We start from the raw sequence: 22,967 nt of genomic DNA, 5'->3' as shown, positions 1-22,967 counted from the left end.
GGGCGACAACGTGTCGATCACGGTGAAGCTGATCGCTCCGATCGCGATGGAAGAAGGTCTGCGCTTCGCAATCCGCGAAGGTGGCCGTACCGTCGGCGCCGGCGTGGTTGCAAAGATCATCGAGTAAATCGGGTAGAATACCCGGCTTGCTGTAGAAGTTGATGTACCCAGGGACCACCTCGCGGCGCCTTGCCGCGGGGTGGTCCTGCGCTCTTTATATCGTCTGGCGGCGCAAGTCCGCCTCGCTCTTTTCAAGGAATCATCATGCAGAACCAAAAAATCCGTATCCGCCTGAAGGCTTTCGACTACCGCCTGATCGACCAGTCGGCGGCTGAAATCGTCGACACGGCGAAGCGTACGGGTGCAATCGTTCGTGGCCCGGTGCCGCTGCCCACGCGTATCCAGCGTTTCGACATCCTGCGTTCGCCGCACGTCAACAAGACGTCGCGCGATCAGCTCGAAATCCGCACGCACCTGCGCCTGATGGACATCGTCGACCCGACGGACAAGACCGTTGACGCGCTGATGAAGCTGGACCTCCCGGCTGGCGTGGACGTCGAAATCAAGCTGCAGTAAGAGCCTCCAGCGCCGCCAGAATCTTCGGGTGGCGCTAAGTCTTTGATTGCTTGCGGAAAACGAAAAAGGACGTTATACTTGACGTCTTTTCGCGCGTTTGCGCAAAAAATCGGTGTGTCCCCTTCGAGCCTTTACCTCGAAAACATGCCGGTACTTTGTAAATTAGCCCCGACCAATCGCAGTCGGGAATGGAGAAAACGATGAGCCTTGGACTCGTAGGTCGCAAGGTTGGCATGACCCGTATCTTCACGGCCGAAGGGGATTCGATTCCCGTGACCGTGCTGGACGTGTCCGACAACCGCGTGACGCAGATCAAGACTGTTGAAACCGACGGCTACACGGCCGTGCAGGTTGCTTTCGGTACTCGCCGCGCATCGCGCGTGACGAAGCCGCTCGCAGGTCATCTCGCCAAAGCTGGCGTTCAAGCCGGTGAAATCCTCAAGGAATTCCAGATCGACGCCGCTAAGGCCGCCGAACTGTCCGCTGGCGCCGTGATCGGTGTGGAACTCTTCGAAGAAGGCCAGAAGATCGACGTGCAAGGCACCTCGATCGGTAAGGGCTACGCCGGTACCATCAAGCGTTACAACTTCGCTTCGGGTCGTGCTTCGCACGGTAACTCGCGCTCGCACAATGTGCCGGGCTCGATCGGTATGGCGCAGGATCCGGGTCGCGTGTTCCCGGGTAAGCGCATGACCGGTCACATGGGTGACGAAACCGTGACGGTGCAAAACCTCGAAATCGCCCGTATCGACGCAGAGCGCAAGCTGCTGCTGGTCAAGGGTGCCGTGCCGGGTGCAAAGGGCGGCAAGGTTTTCGTGACGCCCGCCGTCAAGGCGCGCGCCAAGAAAGGAGCGCAATAATGGAACTGAAGCTCCTGAACGCTAATGGTCAGGAAGGCGCAGCTGTTAACGCGTCGGACGTCGTGTTCGGCCGTGACTACAACGAAGCGCTGATCCACCAGATCGTTATCGCCTACCAGGCGAACGCGCGCAGCGGCAACCGCGCGCAGAAGGACCGCGAACAGGTCAAGCACACCACCAAGAAGCCGTGGCGTCAGAAGGGTACGGGCCGCGCTCGTGCCGGTATGTCGTCGAGCCCGCTGTGGCGTGGCGGTGGTCGCATCTTCCCGAATTCGCCGGAAGAAAACTTCTCGCACAAGGTCAACAAGAAGATGCATCGCGCAGGTCTCTGCTCGATCTTCTCGCAGCTGGCCCGCGAAGGCCGCATCTCGGTCGTCGAAGAGCTCTCGCTCGAAGCGCCGAAGACGAAGCTGCTGGCCGAAAAGTTCAAGGCCATGGGTCTCGAATCCGTGCTGGTCATCACCGACACGGTCGACGAGAACCTGTATCTCGCGTCGCGCAACCTGCCCCACGTGGCAGTCGTTGAGCCGCGTTTTGCCGACCCGCTCTCGCTGATCTACTTCAAGAAGATCCTGATCACGAAGGCAGCGGTCGCCCAGATCGAGGAGTTGCTGTCATGAGCGAGATTCGCAAGAACGATCATCGTTTGATGCAGGTCCTGCTCGCACCGGTGATCTCCGAAAAGGCGACGCTGGTTGCGGAGAAGAACGAACAAGTCGTCTTCGAAGTCGCGCCGGACGCGAACAAGCAGGAAGTCAAGGCTGCTGTCGAGCTGCTGTTCAAGGTGGAAGTCGAGTCCGTCAACGTGCTGGTCCAGAAGGGCAAAGCCAAGCGCTTTGGCCGCTTCAACGGCAAGCGCAAGGACGTGAAGAAGGCGTATGTCTGCCTGAAGCCCGGCCAGGAAATCAACTTTGAAGCGGAGGCCAAGTAATCATGGCAATCGTGAAAGTTAAGCCGACCTCGCCGGGTCGCCGCGCGATGGTCAAGATCGTCAACAAGGACCTCCATAAGGGCGCGCCGTTCGCGGCACTGCTCGAAAAGAAGTCCTCGACGGCCGGCCGTAACAACAACGGTCGCATCACGACGCGTCACCAGGGTGGCGGTCACAAGCAGCACTACCGTGTGATCGATTTCCGTCGTACGAAGGATGGCATCCCCGCGAAGGTGGAGCGTCTCGAGTATGACCCGAACCGTAGCGCGAACATTGCGCTGGTTCTTTACGCAGACGGCGAGCGCCGCTACATCATCGCGCCGAAGGGCGTGACGGTTGGCACGCAGCTGATGTCGGGTTCGGAAGCGCCGATCCGTGCAGGCAACACGCTGCCGATCCGCAACATTCCGGTCGGTACGACGATCCACTGCATCGAAATGCTGCCGGGCAAGGGCGCGCAAATGGCGCGTTCGGCTGGCACGTCGGCAATGCTGCTGGCACGTGAAGGCGTCTACGCGCAGGTTCGTCTGCGTTCGGGCGAAATCCGTCGCGTGCACGTTGAATGCCGCGCAACGATCGGTGAAGTCGGCAACGAAGAGCACAGCCTCCGTCAAATCGGTAAGGCTGGCGCGAACCGCTGGCGCGGTATCCGCCCGACGGTCCGTGGCGTTGCAATGAACCCGGTCGACCACCCGCACGGTGGTGGCGAAGGCAAGACTGCGGCTGGTCGCGACCCGGTGAGCCCGTGGGGCACGCCGACGAAGGGCTATCGCACCCGCAGCAACAAGCGCACGACGAGCATGATCGTCCAGCGCCGTCACAAGCGTTAAGGAGTAGGCAATGGCACGTTCTATTAAGAAAGGTCCGTTCTGCGACGCCCATTTGCTGAAGAAGGTTGAGGCGGCTGCAGCTACGCGCGACAAGAAACCGATCAAGACCTGGTCGCGTCGTTCGACGATCCTGCCGGACTTCATCGGTCTGACGATTGCCGTGCACAACGGCCGTCAACACGTTCCGGTGTATGTCACGGAAAACATGGTCGGCCACAAGCTTGGCGAGTTCGCATTGACCCGTACGTTCAAGGGTCACGCGGCCGACAAGAAGGCCAAGAAATAAGGGGCAATCAAGATGGAAGTGAAGGCAATTCATCGCGGTGCCCGCATCTCGGCGCAGAAGACGCGCCTTGTGGCTGACCAGATCCGCGGTCTGCCGGTCGACAAGGCACTGAACGTTCTGACGTTCTCGCCGAAGAAAGCGGCTGGCATCGTGAAAAAGGTTGTGCTCTCGGCGATCGCAAACGCGGAACACAACGAAGGTGCTGACATCGACGAGCTCAAGATCAAGAGCATTTACGTCGACAAGGCAGCTTCGCTGAAGCGTTTCACCGCGCGCGCCAAGGGCCGCGGCAACCGCATCGAGAAGCAATCCTGTCACATCACTGTGACGGTCGGGAATTAAGGAGCCATACGATGGGACAGAAAATTCATCCGACTGGCTTCCGTTTGGCCGTCAGCCGCAATTGGGCTTCGCGTTGGTACGCGAACAACAACAATTTCGCGGCGATGTTGAAGGAAGACATCGGTGTTCGTGAATACCTGAAGAAGAAGCTGAAGAACGCTTCGGTGGGCCGTGTTGTGATCGAGCGTCCGGCAAAGAACGCTCGCATCACGATTTACAGCTCGCGCCCGGGTGTGGTGATCGGCAAGAAGGGCGAGGACATCGAACTCCTCAAGGCCGAACTCCAGAAGCGCATGGGCGTTCCGGTTCACGTGAACATCGAAGAAATCCGCAAGCCGGAAACCGATGCTCAACTGATCGCCGATTCGATCACGCAGCAGCTCGAGCGCCGCATCATGTTCCGTCGCGCAATGAAGCGCGCGATGCAGAACGCGATGCGTCTGGGTGCCCAGGGCATCAAGATCATGAGCGCCGGCCGTCTGAACGGTATCGAAATCGCACGTACCGAGTGGTACCGCGAAGGTCGAGTGCCGCTTCACACGCTGCGTGCTGACATCGACTACGCAACCTCGGAAGCGAAGACGACGTACGGCATCATCGGCGTGAAGGTTTGGGTCTACAAGGGCGACACGCTCGGCCGCAACGACGCACCGGTGGTGGAAGAAGTCGCCGAAGAAAAGCGTCCGCGCCGCAACGCGCGTCCGGGCGATCGTCGTCCGCGCCGTGATGGCGAAGGCGCACCGGGTGCCCGTCGCGGCGCACCGCGCCGTGGCGCCGGCGGTGACGGCAAGAGTGGAGAATAACGATGCTGCAACCGAAACGCAGGAAGTATCGCAAAGAGCAGAAGGGTCGTAACACCGGCGTCGCAACGCGCGGCAACGCAGTTTCGTTCGGTGAATACGGTCTGAAGGCTATCGGTCGTGGTCGCCTGACCGCGCGTCAGATTGAAGCAGCGCGTCGTGCAATGACGCGTCACATCAAGCGTGGCGGCCGCATCTGGATCCGTATCTTCCCGGACAAGCCGATCTCGCAAAAGCCGGCGGAAGTGCGTATGGGTAACGGTAAGGGTAACCCTGAGTACTACGTCGCCGAGATTCAGCCGGGCAAGATGCTGTATGAAATGGATGGTGTGTCCGAAGAACTGGCCCGTGAAGCCTTCCGTCTGGCTGCAGCCAAGCTGCCGCTGAAGACGGTCTTCATGGTTCGCCAGCTCGGCGCCTAAGGAGTGATTGATGAAGGCATCTGAACTTCTTCAGAAAGACAAGGCCGCGCTCGACAAAGAGCTGTCGGACCTCTTGAAGGCGCAATTCGGCCTGCGCATGCAACTCGCGACCCAGCAGCTCACCAACACGAGCCAGCTGAAGAAGGTTCGTCGCGACATCGCACGTGTGCGGACCGTCCTGACTCAGAAGGCGAACCAGAAATGAACGAAAGCGTGAAAACCTCGCTTAAGCGGACGCTGGTCGGCAAAGTCGTCAGCAACAAGATGGACAAGACGGTCACCGTCCTGGTCGAGCGCCGCGTCAAGCACCCGATCTACGGCAAGTACGTTGTGCAGTCGAAGAAGTACCACGCGCACGACGAAGCGAACACGTACAACGAGGGTGACCTCGTTGAAATCCAGGAGACCCGTCCTCTCTCGAAGACGAAGGCCTGGACCGTGTCGAAGCTGATCGAAGCAGCACGCGTCATCTAAAAGTGACGCAACACCCCGGGGAGCCATTTCCCGGGGTGTAGAAGTAATTGAAATCGCTGAAGATTTCGCTTGCTAGGCCAAGATTATCGAGTTATAGTCTTGGTCTTCCCTGCTTATGGGTTTGCTGTTGGCAAAGCAGCAGGCGGATGTAGGTGGGGAAGCAGATTCGGGCGCCAGTCCGGGTTAGCAAGATTCACCGGAATGCGATGGCCGGTTTCGTTTGCCGTCGCTGCTGTTCTTACCCAAGCAGCTGAGCGGTCGTTCTAGTGGCGGCGCGGCTGACGGGACCAAGACTGACCGGATGTGCCATGGTGGCGCGACCGGATTAAGTTGGGAAAGATAAACCATGATCCAGACCGAAACTCGGCTTGAAGTAGCCGACAACACGGGTGCACGCGAAGTTCTGTGCATCAAGGTGCTCGGCGGCTCGAAGCGTCGTTATGCCAGCATTGGCGACATCATCAAGGTGAGCGTCAAGGAAGCAACGCCGCGCGGGCGCGTGAAAAAGGGCGAAATCTACAACGCTGTTGTGGTTCGCACTGCGAAGGGCGTGCGCCGTCAAGACGGCTCGCTGATCAAGTTCGATGGCAACGCCGCCGTGCTTTTGAATACCAAGCTTGAGCCGATCGGCACCCGTATCTTCGGGCCGGTTACGCGTGAGCTGCGTAGCGAACGATTCATGAAGATCGTTTCGCTGGCGCCGGAAGTGCTGTAAGGAGCCGCGATGAACAAGATTCGCAAGGGTGACGAAGTTATCGTCGTTACCGGCAAAGACAAGGGCAAGCGCGGCGTCGTGCTGGCCATCGGCGAAGAGCGCGTCACTGTCGAAGGCATCAACATCGCGAAGAAGCATGTGAAGCCGAACCCCATGAAGGGTACGACGGGTGGCGTGGAAGCCAAGGCAATGCCGCTGGCTATCTCGAACGTCGCACTGGTCGACGCGAACGGTAAGCCGTCGCGCGTGGGCATCAAGGTCGAAGGGGACAAGAAGGTTCGTTTCCTGAAGACGACCGGTGCTGTTCTGAGCGCCTGACGCTGCGGAGTAAAAAATGGCACGTTTGCAAGAATTTTATAAAGAGAAGGTCGTTCCTGGCCTGATCGAGAAGTTCGGTTACAAGTCGGTCATGGAAGTGCCGCGCCTCACCAAGATCACCCTGAACATGGGTGTTGGTGAAGCCGTCGCTGACAAGAAGGTCCTCGAGCACGCCGTTGGCGACCTCACGAAGATCGCCGGCCAGAAGCCCGTCATCACGAAGTCGCGCAAGGCAATCGCCGGCTTCAAGATTCGCGAAGGCTACCCGATCGGCACGATGGTTACGCTGCGTGGCAATGCCATGTACGAATTCCTGGATCGTTTCGTGACGGTTGCGCTGCCCCGCGTGCGCGACTTCCGTGGCGTGTCGGGCAAGGCATTCGACGGCCGTGGTAACTACAACATCGGTGTGAAAGAGCAGATCATTTTCCCCGAAATCGACTACGACAAGATCGACGCGCTGCGTGGGCTGAACATCAGCATCACGACGACCGCGAAGACCGACGAAGAAGCAAAGGCACTGCTCGCCGGCTTCAAGTTCCCGTTCAGAAACTGAGGTTACCGTGGCTAAACTGGCACTGATCGAACGTGAAAAGAAGCGCGCTCGTCTGGCAGCGAAATTCGCGCCGAAGCGCGCAGCGCTGAAGGCGATCATCGACGACCAAAGCAAGTCGGAAGAAGAGCGCTATTCGGCTCGCCTGGAACTGCAACAACTGCCCCGCAACTCGAACCCGACTCGCAAGCGTAACCGCTGCGCACTCACGGGTCGTCCGCGTGGCACGTTCCGCAAATTCGGTCTCGCACGTAACAAGATTCGTGAAATCGCGTTCCGTGGTGAGATCCCTGGCATCACCAAGGCGAGCTGGTAATAGGAGAAACATAAATGAGCATGAGTGATCCTATCGCCGATATGCTGACTCGCATCCGCAATGCGCAGATGGTCGAGAAGGTTTCGGTTGCTATGCCCTCGTCGAAAGTGAAGATTGCGATTGCGCAGGTTCTGAAGGACGAAGGTTATATCGACGACTTCGCGGTGAAGACCGAAGGTGCGAAGTCGGAATTGAACATCGCGTTGAAGTACTACGCTGGCCGTCCCGTTATCGAGCGCATCGAACGCGTCTCGAAGCCGGGTCTGCGCGTGTACCGCGGCCGCAACGAAATCCCCCAGGTCATGAACGGCCTTGGTGTGGCGATCGTTTCGACGCCGAAGGGTGTGATGACGGACCGCAAGGCGCGCGCTACTGGCGTCGGCGGCGAAGTTATCTGCTACGTCGCTTAAGGCCTAAGGAGAAGAAACATGTCTCGAGTAGGTAAGAGCCCGATCGCGCTGCAAGGCGCAGAAGCGACGCTCAGCGACGAGAAGATTACCGTCAAGGGCCCGCTGGGTACGATTTCGCAAGCTGCGAACCGCCTCGTGAAGGTGGTGAACGACAACGGTACGCTCAAGTTCGAGCCGACCGACGAAAGCCGCGAAGCCAATGCGATGTCGGGCACGATGCGCGCGATTGTCGCGAACATGGTGCAAGGCGTGACGAAGGGTTTCGAGCGCAAGCTGACGCTGGTTGGCGTTGGTTATCGTGCTCAAGCGCAAGGCGACAAGCTGAACCTGTCGCTGGGTTTCTCGCACCCGGTGGTGCACCAGATGCCGCAAGGCGTGAAGGCTGAAACCCCGTCGCAAACGGAAATCGTGATCAAGGGGATCGACAAGCAACAAGTTGGCCAGGTCGCTGCGGAAGTCCGCGGCTACCGCCCGCCGGAGCCCTATAAGGGCAAGGGTGTGCGCTACGCCAACGAGGTTGTGATCCTCAAAGAAACGAAGAAGAAGTAAGGGTGCGCAATCATGGATAAGACTCAATCTCGCCTGCGCCGCGCTCGTCAGACGCGTCTCAAGATCGCTGAGCTGCAGGTCGCGCGTCTGGCCGTGCATCGCACGAACACGCACATCTATGCGCAAGTGTTCTCGCCCTGCGGCACCAAGGTGCTGGCCAGCGCGTCGACGCTTGAAGCTGAAGTGCGTGCGCAACTGGCTGACCAGTCGGGCAAGGGCGGCAACGTCGCTGCAGCCTCGCTGATCGGCAAGCGTATTGCAGAAAAGGCTAAGGCCGCCGGCATCGAATCCGTCGCCTTTGACCGCTCGGGTTTCCGCTATCACGGCCGCGTCAAGGCGCTGGCTGATGCTGCGCGCGAAGCCGGGCTCAAGTTCTAAGGAAGGAATTCGTCATGGCAAAGATGCAAGCGAAAGTTCAGGCTGACGAACGCGACGACGGCCTCCGCGAAAAAATGATTTCGGTCAATCGCGTGACCAAGGTTGTGAAGGGCGGCCGTATTCTCGGCTTCGCCGCTCTGACCGTGGTTGGCGATGGTGATGGCCGCGTCGGTATGGGCAAGGGCAAGTCGAAGGAAGTGCCCGTCGCTGTCCAGAAGGCGATGGAACAAGCTCGCCGCAACATGTTCAAGGTGCCCCTGAAGAACGGCACCCTGCAACACGAAGTGCACGGCAAGCATGGCGCATCGGTCGTCCTCCTCGCTCCGGCGAAGGCAGGTACGGGCGTGATCGCCGGCGGCCCGATGCGCGCAGTGTTCGACGTGATGGGCGTGCAGAACGTCGTGGCCAAGAGCCACGGTTCGACGAACCCGTACAACCTCGTTCGCGCCACGCTGGACGGTCTGCGCAAGCAGTCGACCCCGGCTGACATCGCGGCGAAGCGCGGCAAGTCCGTCGAAGACATTCTGGGCTAAGGGTGGGTACCATGTCTGAAAAAACTGTCAAGGTTCAGCTCGTCAAGAGCCTGATTGGGACCCGCGAAACGCACCGTGCCACCGTGCGCGGTCTCGGCCTGCGCCGCCTGAACTCGGTCTCCGAGCTGCAGGACACGCCGGCTGTGCGCGGCATGATCAACAAGGTCTCGTACCTCGTTAAGGTCATCGGCTAAGCGGTCGACCAAAGACTCCAGGAGTTGAAAATGGAATTGAATAACCTGAAGCCGGCAGAAGGCGCGAAGCACGCAAAGCGTCGCGTCGGCCGCGGCATCGGCTCCGGCCTCGGCAAGACCGCTGGCCGTGGTCACAAGGGTCAGAAATCGCGTTCGGGCGGCTTCCACAAGGTCGGCTTCGAAGGCGGTCAGATGCCTCTGCAGCGTCGTCTGCCCAAGCGTGGCTTCACCTCGCTGACGAAGGAATTCGTTGGTGAAGTGCGCCTCGCCGACATCGAGAAGCTGCCGGTCGACGAAATCGATCTGTTGGCTCTCAAGCAGGCAGGCCTCGTGGGCGAACTGACCAGGAGCGCGAAGATCATCGCTACCGGCGAGATCAAGCGTAAGGTCGTCGTGAAGGGTCTGGGTGCGACGAAGAATGCGCGTGCTGCGATTGAAGCAGCAGGCGGTTCTTTTGCCGAGTGATTGTGAGTGGTGCGTGCGGGCTTGCCCGCCGTCACTAGCATCTGCATCGGAGAAGCTACTTGGCTAACAGCCCGAGTCTCGCAAAAACCGGTCGCAGCGCTCCGAAGTTCGGCGACCTGCGCCGGCGTGCAGTGTTCCTGCTGCTGGCGTTGGTCGTTTATCGTATCGGCGCGCATATTCCGGTTCCGGGTATCGATCCGGACCAACTGGCGAAGCTCTTTCAGAGCCAGTCGGGCGGCATCCTTGGCATGTTCAACATGTTCTCGGGTGGCGCACTGTCTCGGTTCACGATCTTCGCGCTGGGTGTGATGCCGTATATTTCGGCGTCGATCATCCTGCAGCTGATGGCGATCGTCTCGCCGCAGCTGGAAGCGCTGAAGAAGGAAGGGCAGGCTGGACAACGCAAGATCACGCAGTACACGCGGATCTTCACGGTGGTGCTGGCGACGTTTCAGGCGTTCGGCATCGCGGTCGCGCTGGAAAACCAGCCTGGCCTCGTGATCGATCCGGGCATGGTGTTCCGCTTGACGACGGTCGTGACGCTCGTAACGGGCACGATGTTCCTGATGTGGCTTGGTGAGCAGATCACGGAACGCGGGCTTGGCAACGGTATCTCGATCATCATCTTCGGCGGGATCGCGGCAGGCTTCCCGAATGCGCTCGGTGGGCTTTTCGAACTGGTTCGCACCGGCTCGATGAGCATCATCTCGGCGATCATCGTGGTCGTTCTGATCGCAGCCGTGACTTACCTGGTGGTGTTCATCGAACGCGGCCAGCGCAAGATCCTCGTGAACTATGCGAAGCGCCAGGTCGGTAACAAGATTTACGGCGGGCAGTCGTCCCACCTGCCGCTCAAGCTGAACATGTCGGGTGTGATTCCGCCGATCTTCGCGTCGTCGATCATCCTGTTCCCGGCAACCATCCTGAACTGGTTCAGTTCGGGTTCGCGAACCGGCTGGTTTGCGGACACGCTGCACAACGTGGCCGAAGCCCTCAAGCCTGGCCAGCCCGTGTACGTGTTGCTGTACGCGTTGGCGATCGTGTTCTTCTGCTTCTTCTACACCGCACTGGTGTTCAACAGCAGGGAAACGGCCGACAACCTGAAAAAGAGTGGCGCGTTCGTACCTGGCATCCGTCCGGGCGATCAGACGGCACGCTATATCGACCGCATCCTCACGCGTCTGACGCTGGCCGGTGCGATCTATATCGTGTTTGTTTGCCTGCTGCCGGAGTTTCTGGTGCTGCGCTGGAATGTGCCGTTTTATTTTGGTGGAACGTCGCTGCTGATCATTGTCGTCGTCACAATGGACTTCATGGCGCAGGTGCAGTCGTACGTGATGTCGCAACAATATGAATCGCTGCTCAAGAAGGCTAACTTCAAGGGCGGCGGCGTCCCGATGCGTTAAAAGGACCTATGGCCAAAGACGATGTAATCCAGATGCAAGGCGAGGTTATCGAAAACCTCCCCAACGCAACCTTCCGGGTGAAGCTGGAAAACGGCCATGTCGTTCTGGGACATATTTCCGGAAAAATGCGGATGCACTACATCCGCATTCTCCCGGGCGACAAGGTGACGGTTGAGTTGACGCCTTACGATCTGTCGCGTGCGCGGATCGTGTTCCGGGCGAAGTGATTTAGGAAAAAGGGTAATATCATGAAAGTGATGGCATCGGTAAAGCGCATTTGCCGCAACTGCAAAATCATCAAGCGCAACGGCGTCGTTCGCGTGATCTGCAGCTCGGACCCGCGCCACAAGCAGCGCCAAGGCTGATTAGCGCGCTTGCGCTTTTTGTTTGAGGAAAAACAATGGCTCGTATTGCAGGGGTTAACATCCCGAACCACCAGCACACCGAAATCGGCCTGACGGCAATTTTTGGTGTTGGCCGCACGCGTTCGCGCAACATCTGCGTGGCCGCCGGTGTGCCGTTCAACAAGAAGGTCAAGGACCTGAACGACGCGGATCTGGAAAAGCTGCGTGAGGAAGTGGGCAAGTTTGTCGTCGAAGGCGATCTCCGCCGTGAAGTGACGATGAACATCAAGCGCCTGATGGACCTCGGCTGCTACCGCGGCGTGCGCCATCGCAAGGGCCTGCCCCTGCGTGGCCAGCGTACGCGTACCAACGCACGTACGCGTAAGGGTCCGCGCCGCGCAGCACAGTCGCTGAAGAAGTAAGCGGAACTGAAAGTTACAGGAAAACGTAATGGCTAAGGCTTCGAACAACTCCGCGGCGCAACGCGTTCGCAAGAAGGTTAAGAAGAACGTCGCCGAGGGCGTGGTTCACGTTCACGCGTCGTTCAACAACACGATCATCACGATCACCGACCGTCAAGGCAACGCGCTTGCCTGGGCAACGTCGGGCGGTCAGGGCTTCAAGGGTTCGCGTAAGTCGACGCCCTTCGCAGCTCAGGTCGCAGCTGAATCGGCTGGCCGTGTTGCAATGGAATACGGCGTCAAGAACCTCGAAGTGCGTATCAAGGGCCCCGGCCCGGGTCGCGAATCGGCGGTGCGCGCGCTGCATGGTCTTGGCATCAAGATCACCGCGATCTCCGACGTTACGCCGGTCCCGCACAACGGCTGCCGTCCGCCGAAGCGCCGCCGTATCTAAGGCGTCGCTTTAGCCGAACGCCTGAGCCGCCGGAAACGGCGACCCAGGCTCTCGGCGTTATTGAATTGACTAAGCCCACCGTTCGGTTCAAAGAGCCGGACTAGCGCGAAGGCCGGCGTTTAGCCCTCGCGTGATCAATTATCGAAGGAAAGCAACGTGGCACGTTATATCGGCCCGAAGGCCAAGCTGTCCCGCCGTGAAGGCACCGACCTCTTTCTGAAGAGCGCACGCCGCTCGCTCGCCGACAAGTGCAAGCTCGACAGCAAGCCGGGTCAGCACGGCCGCACCTCGGGCGCACGTACGTCCGACTACGGCACGCAGCTTCGCGAAAAGCAGAAAGTGAAGCGTATCTACGGCGTGCTCGAGCGCCAGTTCCGCCGCTACTTCGCGGAAGCTGACCGTATCAAGGGCAACACCGGCGAAAACCTGCTGCAACTGCTCGAATCGCGTCTCGACAACGTCGTGTACCGCATGGGCTTCGCTTCGACCCGCGCTGAAGCGCGTCAGCTCGTGAGCCACAAGGCTCTCACGGTGAACGGCGTCGTTTCGAACATCCCGTCGATGCAAGTGAAGGCAGGCGACGTCGTCGCGATTCGCGAAAAGGCGAAGAAGCAGGCGCGTATCGTCGAAGCCCTCTCGCTCGCAGAGCAAGGCGGCATGGCAGGTTGGGTGTCGGTCGACGCGAAGAAGTTCGAAGGCACGTTCAAGAGCATGCCTGAGCGCAGCGACATCGCTGGCGACATCAACGAAAGCCTGATCGTCGAATTGTATTCGCGGTAATCGGATTGACGGCCGGGGTAACCTCTGTGCTTCGCGCAGGAGGCGGCCTCGGCCGTTTTTTTCAGGTTGTTGCCATCTCAGCCTTATCGGTGTAACGAGCCGAGGGTATTGAAAAGGAAAACCTATGCAAACCAGTTTGTTGAAACCCAAGATCATCGCTGTGGAATCGCTCGGCGACAACCACGCGAAAGTGGTCATGGAGCCGTTCGAACGCGGTTATGGCCACACCTTGGGTAACGCGCTCCGGCGCGTGCTGCTGTCGTCGATGGTGGGCTACGCGCCGACCGAAGTGACGATCGCAGGCGTCGTGCACGAATACTCGACGCTCGATGGTGTGCAAGAGGATGTGGTCAACCTGCTGCTGAACCTGAAGGGTGTCGTTTTCAAGCTGCATAACCGTGACGAAGTGACGGTTACGCTGCGCAAGGAAGGCGAAGGCGTTGTCACCGCTGGCGACATCGAACTCTCGCACGACTGCGAAGTGATCAACCCCGATCACGTGGTTGCGCATCTGACGAAGGGCGGCAAGCTCGACGTGCAGATCAAGATCGAAAAGGGCCGTGGCTACGTGCCGGGCAACGTGCGCCGTTACGGCGAAGAGTCGGCCAAGATCATTGGCCGCATCGTGCTGGACGCGTCGTTCTCGCCGGTTCGCCGCGTGAGCTACGCCGTGGAAAGCGCGCGTGTCGAGCAGCGTACCGACCTCGACAAGCTCGTGATGAACATCGAAACCAACGGCGTGATCTCGCCTGAGGAAGCGATCCGCCAGTCGGCCCGCATCCTCGTGGATCAGCTGTCGGTGTTCGCGGCTCTGGAAGGCACGGAAACGGCCGCGGAAGCGCCTTCGCGCGCCCCGCAGATCGACCCGATCCTGCTGCGTCCGGTGGACGATCTCGAACTCACGGTTCGCTCGGCGAACTGCCTGAAGGCCGAGAACATCTACTACATCGGCGATCTGATCCAGCGCACCGAGAACGAGCTGCTCAAGACCCCGAACCTGGGTCGCAAGTCGCTCAACGAGATCAAGGAAGTGCTCGCTTCGCGCGGTCTCACGCTCGGCATGAAGCTCGAAAACTGGCCGCCGGCTGGTCTCGACAAGTAAGAAGTCTGGCACGGACGCGGATTTTCCTTTAAAATCCGCGTCTTGCCTTTTTCACGTACCGGCCCGTGCCCTGGTAGTTGCAGGGCGATAGAAGAGCTGGACCAAAACTTTGTTTCAAGGAAATTGAAATGCGTCACCGTCATGGTCTGCGGAAACTGAACCGCACGAGCAGCCACCGTCTGGCAATGCTCCGTAACATGTCCAACTCGCTCATCGAGCACGAAGTCATCAAGACGACGCTGCCGAAGGCGAAGGAACTCCGTAAGGTTGTCGAGCCCCTCATCACGCTGGGCAAGAAGCCGTCGCTCGCAAACCGTCGTCTGGCGTTCAACCGCCTGCGCGATCGTGACTCGGTCACGAAGCTGTTCGACGTGCTCGGTCCGCGTTTCGCGAACCGTCCGGGCGGCTACCTGCGTATCCTGAAGTTCGGTTTCCGTGTTGGCGACAACGCACCGATGGCACTGGTCGAACTGCTCGACCGTCCGGAAGTCGCGGAAGAGAACGTCCAGGAAGCGGAATAAGCTTTCCGTCGCTCGATCCCGGGATTGAGCGGCATGCGAAAAAGCCAGGCCTAGCCTGGCTTTTTTTGTTTTCCGGCGTGGATGAAATCGCGCCGTACCGTGTTTGCCGGTTGCAGTCCCCTTTTGCCACACGGTGCACGAGAGAAGCCGATCGGCGCCGATGGTACGATTACGTTCTGCCCCGAAGCCCGTTTGCCGTCGCACGCGGGCACCACGCCGGAGTTCGTCGTGACCCTCAATGTGACCCTGATGCTGACTACGGTGCCCGATGAGGGCACCGCCGAAACGCTCGCCGCCGGAGCGCTCGCGCAGCGTCTCGCCGCGTGCGTGACGCGCCTGGGCGCCGTGCACTCACAGTATCACTGGCAGGGCAACATCGAGTCGGGCAACGAGATCCAGCTGCTCTTCAAGACGAGTCTCGCCCGCGCGGCCGAGCTCGAACAGTTCATCCAGACCCAGCATCCCTACGAGACGCCCGAGATTCTCTCGTGGCAAGCCATGGCGTCGAACGCCTACGGGCAATGGGTCAATGCCGAGACTCAGCGCACCCTTCATGTCTAACCGCTTCGATCGGCGCTTGCGCGCCAAGCCGTACGCTACGCTGTCCAGCTTTCTGCTGCTCGTCTGCGCTCTGCTGCCAATGCTGCTCGGTGCGTCGCTCGCGCGTGCGGCCGACGACGACTTCCTGCCGCCCGACCAGGCCTTCACGTTCAGTGCGAGCGAAGCGCCGGGCATGGTCGACGTGCACTTCAAGATCGCCGACGGCTACTACATGTACCGCGAGCGCTTCGCCTTCGCAGTCCGCAACGGCACGGCGCAATTGGGCGAGGCGCAAATCCCGCCCGGCCACGTCAAGTTCGATCCGACCTTCCAGAAGAATGTCGAAACCTATCGCAGCGAGCTGACGATCCGCGTGCCGGTGCAGAAGGCGAGCGGTCCGTTCGATCTTGCGGTGACATCGCAGGGCTGCGCCGATGCTGGCATCTGTTATCCGCCCGCGGAACACGTGTTCCACGTGAGCGGCGCCGCTTTGCAGGACGCGACGGCTGGCCAGAGCGCCGTGCCGGGCGCAGCGAACCCGACGCCCGCGCCTCAGCCGCAAACCACCGCAGTACCCGCAGCAGGTGACACCGAAGAACCCTGGTACGAGCGCGCCACGAGCGCCGACTACGCGCAATCGCTGTTGCAAGGCGGCGGCTTTTTCGCCGTGGTCGGCCTGTACTTCGTAGCCGGCATGGTGCTGAGCCTCTTGCCCTGCTCGTACCCGATGATCCCGATCCTGTCGGCGATCATCGTCGGTGAGGGCGCTCGCGTCACGCGCTCGCGCGGCTTCGCGCTCTCGTTCGTCTACGTGCTCGGCATGGCGCTCGTCTACACGGTGCTGGGCATTGCCGCTGCGCTGGTCGGCCAGAGCCTTGGCGCTTGGCTGCAGAACCCATGGGTGCTGGGCTTGTTCGCAGTGCTCCTCACCGCATTCGCCGTCATGCTGATCGCGGGCTACGACATCGCCCTGCCGCAGCGCTGGCAGGACGGCGCCTCGCGCGCCACCCAGGGCCGTTCCGGCGGCAAATTCGCCGCGGTCGCCGTGATGGGCGCGCTTTCCGCGCTCGTGGTGGGGGCCTGCATGACCGCGCCGCTCTTCGCGGTGCTGGCGTTCATCGCGCACACGGGCAACGCCGTACTCGGCGGCGCGGCGCTCTTTGCGATGGGCCTGGGTCTCGGCGTCCCGCTGATGGTCCTCGGCCTCGGCGCGGGCTCGCTGCTGCCGCGTGCGGGCACGTGGATGGATGGCGTGAAGGTGTTCTTCGGCGTCGTGCTGCTCGCGGCCGCGCTCTGGATCGTCTGGCCGGTGCTCGGCGCCACCGCGCAGATGCTGCTCGCCGCCCTCTGGCTGCTGCTCGCGGCCGCCGCGCTTGGCCTCTTCACGCCGAACGCGGGTGCGGCCAATGTGTGGCGGCGCCTCGGGCGTGGCCTCGGCGCTGCGTTCGCGATCTGGGCGGCGACGCTGATCGTCGGTCTTGCGGCGGGTTCGACGGATCCGCTGCGTCCGCTCGCGGTGCTGGCCGCGCGCGTGGGCGGCGCGAGCGATGTTGCCGCTGCAGGCGCGGCGCAGTCCGGCGGCGCCAACGAAGCGAACGCGCTGGTGTTCGCGCCCGTGCGCTCGCCCGCACAACTCGATGCGGCGCTCAAGACCGCGGGCAAGCCGTCGATGCTCGACTTCTACGCCGACTGGTGCGTGAGCTGCAAGGAAATGGAGAAGTTCACCTTCAGCGACCCGCGCGTGCAGGCGCGCCTCGCGGAGCTGGGCCTGTTGCGCGCCGATGTGACCGCCAACAATTCGGACAACCAGGCACTGCTCAAGCGCTTCGGCCTCTTCGGACCGCCGGGCATCATCTTCTTCGATACGCAAGGGCGCGAAGTGCTGCGCGTGGTCGGCTACGAAAATGCCGACCGCTTCCTCGCGCGTCTCGATCGCGTGACGGCGCCGGCGCCGCAGACGCCGGCAGCGCCATCGGCCTGATCGGCGGCAAGGCGCGCGCGTGAGAACGCGCCTCGGCCCAAAAGCAAAAAGGCACGTCCATGGACGTGCCTTTTTTCATGCGACGCGTGCAGTGCTTACTTCTGTGCGCGCAGCAAACGCGCGGCGTCTAGCGCGAAATACGTGAGGATGCCGTCGGCGCCCGCGCGCTTGAACGCGAGCAGCGATTCCATCATCACCTTGTCGTGATCGAGCCAGCCGTTTTGCGCGGCGGCCTTGAGCATGGCGTACTCGCCGCTCACCTGGTACACGTAGGTCGGAAAGCGGAATTCGTCTTTCACGCGGCGCACGATGTCGAGATACGGCATGCCGGGCTTCACCATCACCATGTCGGCGCCTTCCTCGATGTCGAGGCGCACTTCGCGCAGCGCCTCGTCGGAGTTCGACGGGTCCATCTGGTAGGTCATCTTGTTGCCCTTGCCCAGATTCGACGCCGAGCCCACGGCATCGCGGAACGGACCATAGAACGCCGAGGCGTATTTGGCCGAGTACGCCATGATGCGCGTGTGGATGTGGTTCTCGCTTTCGAGCATCTCGCGGATCGCACCGATGCGCCCGTCCATCATGTCCGAAGGCGCGACGATATCGACACCGGCTTGCGCCTGCGCGCGCGCCTGCGCGACGAGGATTTCGATGGTCTCGTCGTTGATGACGTAGCCGTTCTCGTCGAGCACGCCGTCCTGGCCGTGGCTCGTGTACGGGTCGAGCGCGACGTCGCAAAGCACGCCGAGGTCGGGGAAACGCTTCTTCAGTTCTCGCACGGCGCGCGGAATCACGCCGTCGGGGTTCGTCGCCTCGATGCCATCGGGCGTCTTGAGCGCCGGATCGACAACGGGGAAGAGCGAAAGCACCGGAATGCCGAGTTCGACGCACTGCTCGGCGACGCCCATCAGCAGATCGATCGACACGCGTTCGACGCCGGGCATCGACGGCACGGCTTCGCGCACGTTGTTGCCCGCGATGACGAATACGGGGTAGATCAGGTCGTTCGTGGTGAGGAGGTTTTCGCGCATCAGACGGCGCGAGAAATCGTCACGTCGCATGCGGCGCGGACGATGATGCGGATAGAAGCTCATGTCGGCGGATATCTTGAAACGGGATGGGTCCCGGGGCGCAGGAAACTTTTCGGGACAATGGTATATCATACCGATCGAGCGAGGCGCCTGGCGCCGAGCTCCCCGCTTCTCCTCCCTGAGCGGGTGCCTGTCGTTTTTCGATAAGGCTGTTTAACCCGCCGGAAATCACGGCGGGTTTTTTTATGTGCGCCGGAAGGGGCGTAGCAAGACCCGCGGCGCAGGCCGGAAAGGGCGCTTATGCCCGGCGTTGGCGTGGTCTGCGTGCGCTAGCGCACATAACGCGGCAGATGCCGCGCCGGCCTTGCGAAAAGATCTAATGAATGCGTGTGAAAAGCCCGACAGTGTGGCCTTTTGCATGATCGAGGGCCGGCCTGAAGCGACTGGCCCGAGGGGCGTTACTCCGCTTGCGCGTCGGTTTCGCCGACAGATGCCTGCGGCACGATCCAGCTCTCGATCACGGCGTGCGCCTCGTCGAGCCCCACGCGCTTGAGCGCCGAAAAGAGCTGGGCGCTCAGCTTCCCTACGTAGCCTTGCTTGCTGTACTCGTCGAACGCCTTGTTGGTCGTGCGCAGCGCGAGCACGCTTTCCTGGCGCGTCAATTTGTCGCACTTCGTAAGGAGTGCGTGAATCGGTTTGCCCGTCGGCGCGAACCACTCGATCATGCGGCGGTCGAGGTCGGTGAGCGGGCGGCGCGCGTCCATCATCAGGATGAGGCCGGAGAGTTGCGCGCGCGTTTGCAGATAGAGCGAAAGCAACTGCTCCCAGTGCGCCTTCGCGGCGGCCGGCACTTCGGCGTAACCATAGCCGGGCAGGTCGACGAGATAACCCGCCGGTTCGTCGGCGGGGCCGACCGAGAAGTAGTTGATGTGCTGGGTGCGGCCCGGCGTCTTCGAGGCGAAGGCGAGCCGCTTCTGGTTGCACAGCAGATTGATGGCGGTGGACTTGCCGGCGTTCGAACGGCCGGCGAACGCGACCTCGGGCCGCGCCGTAGCGGGCAGGTCGCGCAGATGATTCACCGTCGTGAAGAAGCGGGCTTGGTGCAGCAGGAAGGCCATCGGAAAAGGACCACAATGTGAGACAACGCGGCGGGTGGCCCGCCGGGCCCGGACGCGCCCGGGATGGATTCTGGGATATCGGGGGCAGGCCCGACTGGCGCCGTGGCGCCTTGCGCGCTATTGTACAATGCGATGGTTTACTGAATACCAGCAAGGCCAGCGCGGGCCTTTCGAGGTAGATCGGTCGCTGTCGTACATTGCAGAACCTGATTCCCACAAGACGAAACAAGGTGCGCGAATGAATCGACTGGGCAAGTGCTTGAAGGTATTCGAGAGTGCGATAGCGTCAGGTCTTACAGCAGGTTTATTCATGATGGCGGGGCAGGCAAGCGCGGCGGATCAGGGAACGCCGGCCAAGCCCGACGTCGCCCGGGGGCAAGCCATTGCGGCGCAGGTCTGCGCGGCCTGTCACGCGGCCGACGGCAACAGCTCCGGCGGCGCGTATCCCAAGCTCGCCGGGCAGCACGCCGACTATCTCGTCAAGCAACTCAAGGACTTCAAACCGCAGCCCGGCGGCAAGCCGGCGGCGCGCGCAAACCCCATCATGGCCGGCTTCGCTGCCGCGCTGTCAGACCAGGATATGATCAACGTCGCAGCCTGGTTCGCCTCCCAGACACCCAAACCCGGCTACGCGCACGACGCGAAGACCGTGCCGTTTGGCCAGTCGATCTGGCGCGGCGGCATCGCCGACAAGGGCGTGCCAGCCTGTGCAGCGTGCCACGGACCCACTGGACAGGGAATTCCGATCCAGTTTCCGCGCCTTTCTGGCCAGTGGTCGGAATATGTCGTTGCACAACTCAATGCTTTCCAGCAGGGCACGCGTAACAATAACGATCCGATGCGAACCATCGCGCACCGGCTCTCGGACGACGAGATCAAGGCGGTCGCCGATTACGCCGCCGGCCTGCATTGAGCGCAGCAGGTTCGCCGCGCGTGTGATCAGCAGTCTCACGGCGCGGCTGGCCGGAAAACAAGAAAAGGGTGAGGGCGTCGTCACGCTGACGGCGCGCCTGCACCCTTTTTTGCTGTAGCGCCTCATCGGCAAGAAAGCAGCAAGAGCGAAAAAGCGGAGTTTGAATGAGCGTCACCACGCAGGGTTTGCAGTTGAATGTTCGCCAGAAGGCCGTGAAAAGCGCCGTCGAGCTGATCAGTTCGATGCGCTTCGCGATTGCGCTGCTCGTCGTGCTCGCCATCGCGAGCATCATCGGCACGGTGCTCACGCAGGACGACCCGTACCCGAACTACGTCAACCAGTTCGGCCCCTTCTGGGCCGACATCTTCCGCTCGCTGAGCCTCTACACGGTCTACAGCGCGTGGTGGTTCATGACGATCCTCGGCTTTCTCGTGGTGTCGGTTTCGCTGTGCGTGATCCGCAACGCGCCGAAGATGATCGCCGACATGAAGAGCTGGAAGGACAAGGTCCGCGAAGGCAGCCTGCGCGCGTTCCATCACAAGGGCGAGTTCGCGGTGGAGGGCGGCACGCGCGAGCAAACGGCCGCCACGCTCGGCAAGCTGGCGGGGCGCATGGGCTACCGGTTCGTCACGCGCGAGAGTGATGGCGCCACGCTCATCGCGGCCAAGCGCGGTGCGCTCACGAAGATCGGCTATATCTTCGCCCACCTCGCGATCGTGATCATCTGCCTCGGCGGCCTGCTCGACAGCAATCTGCCGATCAAATTCCAGATGTGGCTGTTCGACAAGACGCCCATCCGCAGCAACGCGGTCATCAACGACATTGCGCCCGAGCACCGGCTCTCGCAGTCGAACCCGACCTTCCGCGGCTACGCCTGGGTGCCCGAGGGCCAGTTCGTTTCCACGGCCATCCTCAACCAGCCCGACGGCTCGCTGATTCAGGACCTGCCGTTCTCCATCCAGCTCAACAAGTTCATCGTCGACTACTACTCGACCGGCATGCCCAAGCTCTTTGCGAGCGACATCGTCGTGATCGACCACAAGACGGGCCAGCGCGTTCCGGCGCGCATCGAGGTGAACGAGCCGTTCGAGTACGACGGCGTGTCGATCTATCAGTCGAGCTTCCAGGACGGCGGCTCGCAGATGTCGATGACGGCGTGGCCGATGTCGGGGGCGAGCGCGAAGCACTTCCCGTTCGGCGGCACGATCGGCAATTCGGCGCCGCTCGCGGTGCCCGCCGGCCAGACGGTGCCGGGCGTGGATGGGCAGACGATCGAATTCGCGGACTTTCGGGCGATCAACGTCGAGAACATCTCGAACGGCAGCGGCGCGAACGACGCGCGCGGTGTGGCCCACCAGTCGCTCAAGGAAGCGTTCGACGAACGCCTCGGCTCCGGTGCGAAGAGCTCGAAGCCGCTCGATCTGCATAACGTCGGCCCCTCGGTGCAGTACAAGGTGCGCGACAAGAACGGCCAGGCGCGCGAGTACAACAACTACATGCTGCCCGTGGACGTGGGCGGCGGCGACCGCATGTTCCTCGCGGGCATGCGCGAGAATCCCGACGATCCGTTCCGCTACCTGCGTATTCCCGCCGACACCGGCGGCACGCCGAAAGAGTGGATGATGCTGCGCGCGGCTTTCGAGGACCCCGCCTTGCGCGCGCAGGCCGCGAAGCGTTTCGCCGCGCGCTCCGTCCCCGATTCGAACCGCGAGTTGCAACAGCATCTCGAAGACAGCGCCGAGCGCGTCTTGACCCTTTTCGCGGGCTCGGACGCGCCGCAGGCAGGTGCTGCGGTTGCTGCAGGCGCCGCTGGCGGCTTCCAGGCCGTGGCCGCGTTCATCGACAAGTCGGTGCCGAAGGAGCAGCAGGAAAAGGCCGCGAGCCTCCTGCTGCGCATGCTCGAGGGTGCGACATGGGATCTCTGGCAGCTCGCGCGCGAGCAGGCCGGCGAGCCCGATCTGAAGCCCGATGCCGACGCCGCGCGCTTCGTGCAGGACTCGATCAACGCGATATCCGATAGCTTCCTGTATGGATCTCCTGTCTATCTACAGCTCGATTCATTCAAGCAGGTGCAAGCTTCGGTATTTCAGTTGACGCGCGCGCCGGGCAAGAAAGTCGTGTATCTTGGCAGCCTGTTGCTCGTGCTCGGCATCTTCTCGATGTTCTACGTGCGTGAGCGGCGTCTGTGGTTCTGGCTGAAGGACCGGAAGGGGCAGGACGGTCAGGACCACGGCGTCGACGTCATCATGGCGATGTCCACCGCCCGCCGTACCCTCGACTTCGAGAAGGAGTTCGCCCGTACCCGCGATGCGGTCGGCCGTGCGCTAGGCGCGGCGCCGCAAACGGGCGACACGAACGGCAGCGGCACGGACCGTGCGCCCTGATTCACGCACGTGATTGCAGCCACTCACGATCAACACCGGT

Annotated in this window: 35 protein-coding genes and 1 pseudogene; 34 read left to right on the top strand and 2 right to left on the bottom strand. The window is 61.5% G+C overall.

The genetic code is table 11. From position 1 onward, the window contains the following. The 32 genes and pseudogenes from AB4Y43_RS25280 to dsbD form a co-directional block, all read left to right on the top strand. Positions 1–127, top strand: a pseudogene (locus tag AB4Y43_RS25280) (elongation factor Tu); the annotation flags it as partial. Positions 128–264: 137 nt separating this feature from the next. After that, the gene (gene rpsJ / locus AB4Y43_RS25275) at positions 265–576 is read left to right on the top strand and encodes a 30S ribosomal protein S10 (RefSeq protein ID WP_017777154.1); all 312 of its coding nucleotides are present in this window, start codon (positions 265–267) and stop codon (positions 574–576) included. A 200-nt stretch (positions 577–776) separates the two neighbouring features. Beyond that, complete coding sequence (gene rplC, locus AB4Y43_RS25270; protein WP_052406167.1) at positions 777–1,436, top strand: 50S ribosomal protein L3; 660 nt, start codon at positions 777–779, stop codon at positions 1,434–1,436. After that, positions 1,436–2,056, top strand: coding sequence for a 50S ribosomal protein L4 (gene rplD, locus AB4Y43_RS25265; protein WP_028206512.1), 621 nt, complete (start codon positions 1,436–1,438; stop codon positions 2,054–2,056). The genes rplC and rplD overlap by 1 nt, the downstream gene beginning before the upstream one ends. Further along, entirely contained in the window at positions 2,053–2,367 is a 315-nt protein-coding gene (gene rplW / locus AB4Y43_RS25260) for a 50S ribosomal protein L23 (RefSeq protein WP_028206513.1), read from the top strand. The genes rplD and rplW overlap by 4 nt, the downstream gene beginning before the upstream one ends. A gap of 2 nt (positions 2,368–2,369) precedes the next feature. After that, positions 2,370–3,197: a 50S ribosomal protein L2 gene (gene rplB / locus AB4Y43_RS25255; protein WP_069268211.1), complete on the top strand. Its 828-nt coding sequence runs from the start codon at positions 2,370–2,372 to the stop codon at positions 3,195–3,197. A 10-nt stretch (positions 3,198–3,207) separates the two neighbouring features. After that, complete coding sequence (rpsS, locus tag AB4Y43_RS25250) at positions 3,208–3,483, top strand: 30S ribosomal protein S19 (protein ID WP_027797286.1); 276 nt, start codon at positions 3,208–3,210, stop codon at positions 3,481–3,483. 12 nt (positions 3,484–3,495) lie between these two features. Further along, positions 3,496–3,825, top strand: a complete 330-nt coding sequence (gene rplV / locus AB4Y43_RS25245) for a 50S ribosomal protein L22 (protein ID WP_004199272.1) — start codon at positions 3,496–3,498, stop codon at positions 3,823–3,825. An 11-nt stretch (positions 3,826–3,836) separates the two neighbouring features. Next, complete coding sequence (gene rpsC, locus AB4Y43_RS25240; RefSeq protein WP_027797287.1) at positions 3,837–4,628, top strand: 30S ribosomal protein S3; 792 nt, start codon at positions 3,837–3,839, stop codon at positions 4,626–4,628. 2 nt (positions 4,629–4,630) lie between these two features. Beyond that, complete coding sequence (rplP, locus tag AB4Y43_RS25235; protein ID WP_027797288.1) at positions 4,631–5,047, top strand: 50S ribosomal protein L16; 417 nt, start codon at positions 4,631–4,633, stop codon at positions 5,045–5,047. A gap of 10 nt (positions 5,048–5,057) precedes the next feature. Next, positions 5,058–5,252 (top strand): 50S ribosomal protein L29, encoded by a 195-nt coding sequence (gene rpmC, locus AB4Y43_RS25230; protein ID WP_028206515.1) that lies wholly within the window; start codon positions 5,058–5,060, stop codon positions 5,250–5,252. Beyond that, positions 5,249–5,521 (top strand): 30S ribosomal protein S17, encoded by a 273-nt coding sequence (gene rpsQ / locus AB4Y43_RS25225; protein WP_028206516.1) that lies wholly within the window; start codon positions 5,249–5,251, stop codon positions 5,519–5,521. Before rpmC ends, rpsQ begins: the two co-directional genes overlap by 4 nt. A gap of 346 nt (positions 5,522–5,867) precedes the next feature. After that, entirely contained in the window at positions 5,868–6,236 is a 369-nt protein-coding gene (rplN, locus tag AB4Y43_RS25220; RefSeq protein ID WP_028206517.1) for a 50S ribosomal protein L14, read from the top strand. 9 nt (positions 6,237–6,245) lie between these two features. Continuing rightward, entirely contained in the window at positions 6,246–6,554 is a 309-nt protein-coding gene (gene rplX / locus AB4Y43_RS25215) for a 50S ribosomal protein L24 (protein WP_069268212.1), read from the top strand. 16 nt (positions 6,555–6,570) lie between these two features. Continuing rightward, positions 6,571–7,110, top strand: coding sequence for a 50S ribosomal protein L5 (gene rplE / locus AB4Y43_RS25210; RefSeq protein ID WP_069268213.1), 540 nt, complete (start codon positions 6,571–6,573; stop codon positions 7,108–7,110). A 7-nt stretch (positions 7,111–7,117) separates the two neighbouring features. After that, the gene (gene rpsN / locus AB4Y43_RS25205; RefSeq protein WP_069268214.1) at positions 7,118–7,423 is read left to right on the top strand and encodes a 30S ribosomal protein S14; all 306 of its coding nucleotides are present in this window, start codon (positions 7,118–7,120) and stop codon (positions 7,421–7,423) included. A 14-nt stretch (positions 7,424–7,437) separates the two neighbouring features. Continuing rightward, complete coding sequence (gene rpsH / locus AB4Y43_RS25200; protein WP_069268215.1) at positions 7,438–7,833, top strand: 30S ribosomal protein S8; 396 nt, start codon at positions 7,438–7,440, stop codon at positions 7,831–7,833. Between the two features lie 18 nt (positions 7,834–7,851). Further along, entirely contained in the window at positions 7,852–8,382 is a 531-nt protein-coding gene (gene rplF, locus AB4Y43_RS25195; protein WP_069268216.1) for a 50S ribosomal protein L6, read from the top strand. Positions 8,383–8,394: 12 nt separating this feature from the next. After that, positions 8,395–8,760: a 50S ribosomal protein L18 gene (gene rplR / locus AB4Y43_RS25190; protein WP_027819343.1), complete on the top strand. Its 366-nt coding sequence runs from the start codon at positions 8,395–8,397 to the stop codon at positions 8,758–8,760. A 14-nt stretch (positions 8,761–8,774) separates the two neighbouring features. Further along, on the top strand, positions 8,775–9,293 hold the full coding sequence (gene rpsE, locus AB4Y43_RS25185; RefSeq protein ID WP_028206522.1) for a 30S ribosomal protein S5: 519 nt from the start codon (positions 8,775–8,777) through the stop codon (positions 9,291–9,293). A gap of 11 nt (positions 9,294–9,304) precedes the next feature. After that, a complete protein-coding gene (gene rpmD / locus AB4Y43_RS25180; RefSeq protein ID WP_010106952.1) occupies positions 9,305–9,487 on the top strand; it encodes a 50S ribosomal protein L30 in 183 nt (60 codons plus the stop codon). 30 nt (positions 9,488–9,517) lie between these two features. Further along, entirely contained in the window at positions 9,518–9,952 is a 435-nt protein-coding gene (gene rplO, locus AB4Y43_RS25175; protein ID WP_028206523.1) for a 50S ribosomal protein L15, read from the top strand. 59 nt (positions 9,953–10,011) lie between these two features. Continuing rightward, positions 10,012–11,358 carry a preprotein translocase subunit SecY gene (gene secY, locus AB4Y43_RS25170; protein WP_028206524.1) on the top strand — a complete coding sequence of 449 codons (1,347 nt, stop codon included), beginning with the start codon at positions 10,012–10,014 and terminating at the stop codon, positions 11,356–11,358. A gap of 8 nt (positions 11,359–11,366) precedes the next feature. Beyond that, a complete protein-coding gene (infA, locus tag AB4Y43_RS25165; protein ID WP_004521905.1) occupies positions 11,367–11,585 on the top strand; it encodes a translation initiation factor IF-1 in 219 nt (72 codons plus the stop codon). A gap of 21 nt (positions 11,586–11,606) precedes the next feature. Next, positions 11,607–11,723 (top strand): 50S ribosomal protein L36, encoded by a 117-nt coding sequence (gene rpmJ, locus AB4Y43_RS25160; protein WP_027819338.1) that lies wholly within the window; start codon positions 11,607–11,609, stop codon positions 11,721–11,723. A gap of 35 nt (positions 11,724–11,758) precedes the next feature. After that, entirely contained in the window at positions 11,759–12,124 is a 366-nt protein-coding gene (gene rpsM, locus AB4Y43_RS25155) for a 30S ribosomal protein S13 (RefSeq protein ID WP_028213337.1), read from the top strand. A gap of 28 nt (positions 12,125–12,152) precedes the next feature. Beyond that, positions 12,153–12,557, top strand: a complete 405-nt coding sequence (gene rpsK, locus AB4Y43_RS25150) for a 30S ribosomal protein S11 (protein WP_006052224.1) — start codon at positions 12,153–12,155, stop codon at positions 12,555–12,557. A gap of 156 nt (positions 12,558–12,713) precedes the next feature. Next, entirely contained in the window at positions 12,714–13,337 is a 624-nt protein-coding gene (rpsD, locus tag AB4Y43_RS25145) for a 30S ribosomal protein S4 (RefSeq protein ID WP_069268217.1), read from the top strand. Positions 13,338–13,461: 124 nt separating this feature from the next. Continuing rightward, positions 13,462–14,439, top strand: coding sequence for a DNA-directed RNA polymerase subunit alpha (gene rpoA / locus AB4Y43_RS25140; protein ID WP_069268218.1), 978 nt, complete (start codon positions 13,462–13,464; stop codon positions 14,437–14,439). 128 nt (positions 14,440–14,567) lie between these two features. Beyond that, on the top strand, positions 14,568–14,960 hold the full coding sequence (gene rplQ / locus AB4Y43_RS25135; RefSeq protein ID WP_027797304.1) for a 50S ribosomal protein L17: 393 nt from the start codon (positions 14,568–14,570) through the stop codon (positions 14,958–14,960). Positions 14,961–15,209: 249 nt separating this feature from the next. Next, a complete protein-coding gene (cutA, locus tag AB4Y43_RS25130; RefSeq protein WP_176732981.1) occupies positions 15,210–15,521 on the top strand; it encodes a divalent-cation tolerance protein CutA in 312 nt (103 codons plus the stop codon). Further along, positions 15,514–17,481, top strand: coding sequence for a protein-disulfide reductase DsbD (gene dsbD / locus AB4Y43_RS25125; RefSeq protein ID WP_368729025.1), 1,968 nt, complete (start codon positions 15,514–15,516; stop codon positions 17,479–17,481). Before cutA ends, dsbD begins: the two co-directional genes overlap by 8 nt. Before the next feature lie 95 nt (positions 17,482–17,576). On the opposite strand, the gene hemB is transcribed toward dsbD, so the two are convergent. Together hemB and yihA are read right to left on the bottom strand one after the other, a co-directional pair. After that, positions 17,577–18,575, bottom strand: coding sequence for a porphobilinogen synthase (gene hemB, locus AB4Y43_RS25120; RefSeq protein ID WP_069268220.1), 999 nt, complete (start codon positions 18,573–18,575; stop codon positions 17,577–17,579). A gap of 395 nt (positions 18,576–18,970) precedes the next feature. Next, positions 18,971–19,630 carry a ribosome biogenesis GTP-binding protein YihA/YsxC gene (gene yihA, locus AB4Y43_RS25115; protein ID WP_368729024.1) on the bottom strand — a complete coding sequence of 220 codons (660 nt, stop codon included), beginning with the start codon at positions 19,628–19,630 and terminating at the stop codon, positions 18,971–18,973. Between the two features lie 238 nt (positions 19,631–19,868). Here yihA and AB4Y43_RS25110 point away from each other — a divergent pair, with 238 nt between their 5' ends. Beyond that, entirely contained in the window at positions 19,869–20,543 is a 675-nt protein-coding gene (locus tag AB4Y43_RS25110) for a cytochrome c (RefSeq protein WP_069268222.1), read from the top strand. 164 nt (positions 20,544–20,707) lie between these two features. Beyond that, the gene (locus AB4Y43_RS25105; protein ID WP_368729023.1) at positions 20,708–22,927 is read left to right on the top strand and encodes a cytochrome c biogenesis protein ResB; all 2,220 of its coding nucleotides are present in this window, start codon (positions 20,708–20,710) and stop codon (positions 22,925–22,927) included. The last annotated feature ends 40 nt before the right edge of the window (positions 22,928–22,967 follow it).

The sequence above is a fragment of the Paraburkholderia sp. BR10872 genome (genome assembly GCF_040965835.1).
GTDB lineage: Bacteria > Pseudomonadota > Gammaproteobacteria > Burkholderiales > Burkholderiaceae > Paraburkholderia > Paraburkholderia nodosa_A.
The sequence above is the reverse complement of the archived record's forward strand: the minus strand, read 5'-3'. Positions and strand labels throughout refer to the sequence as shown.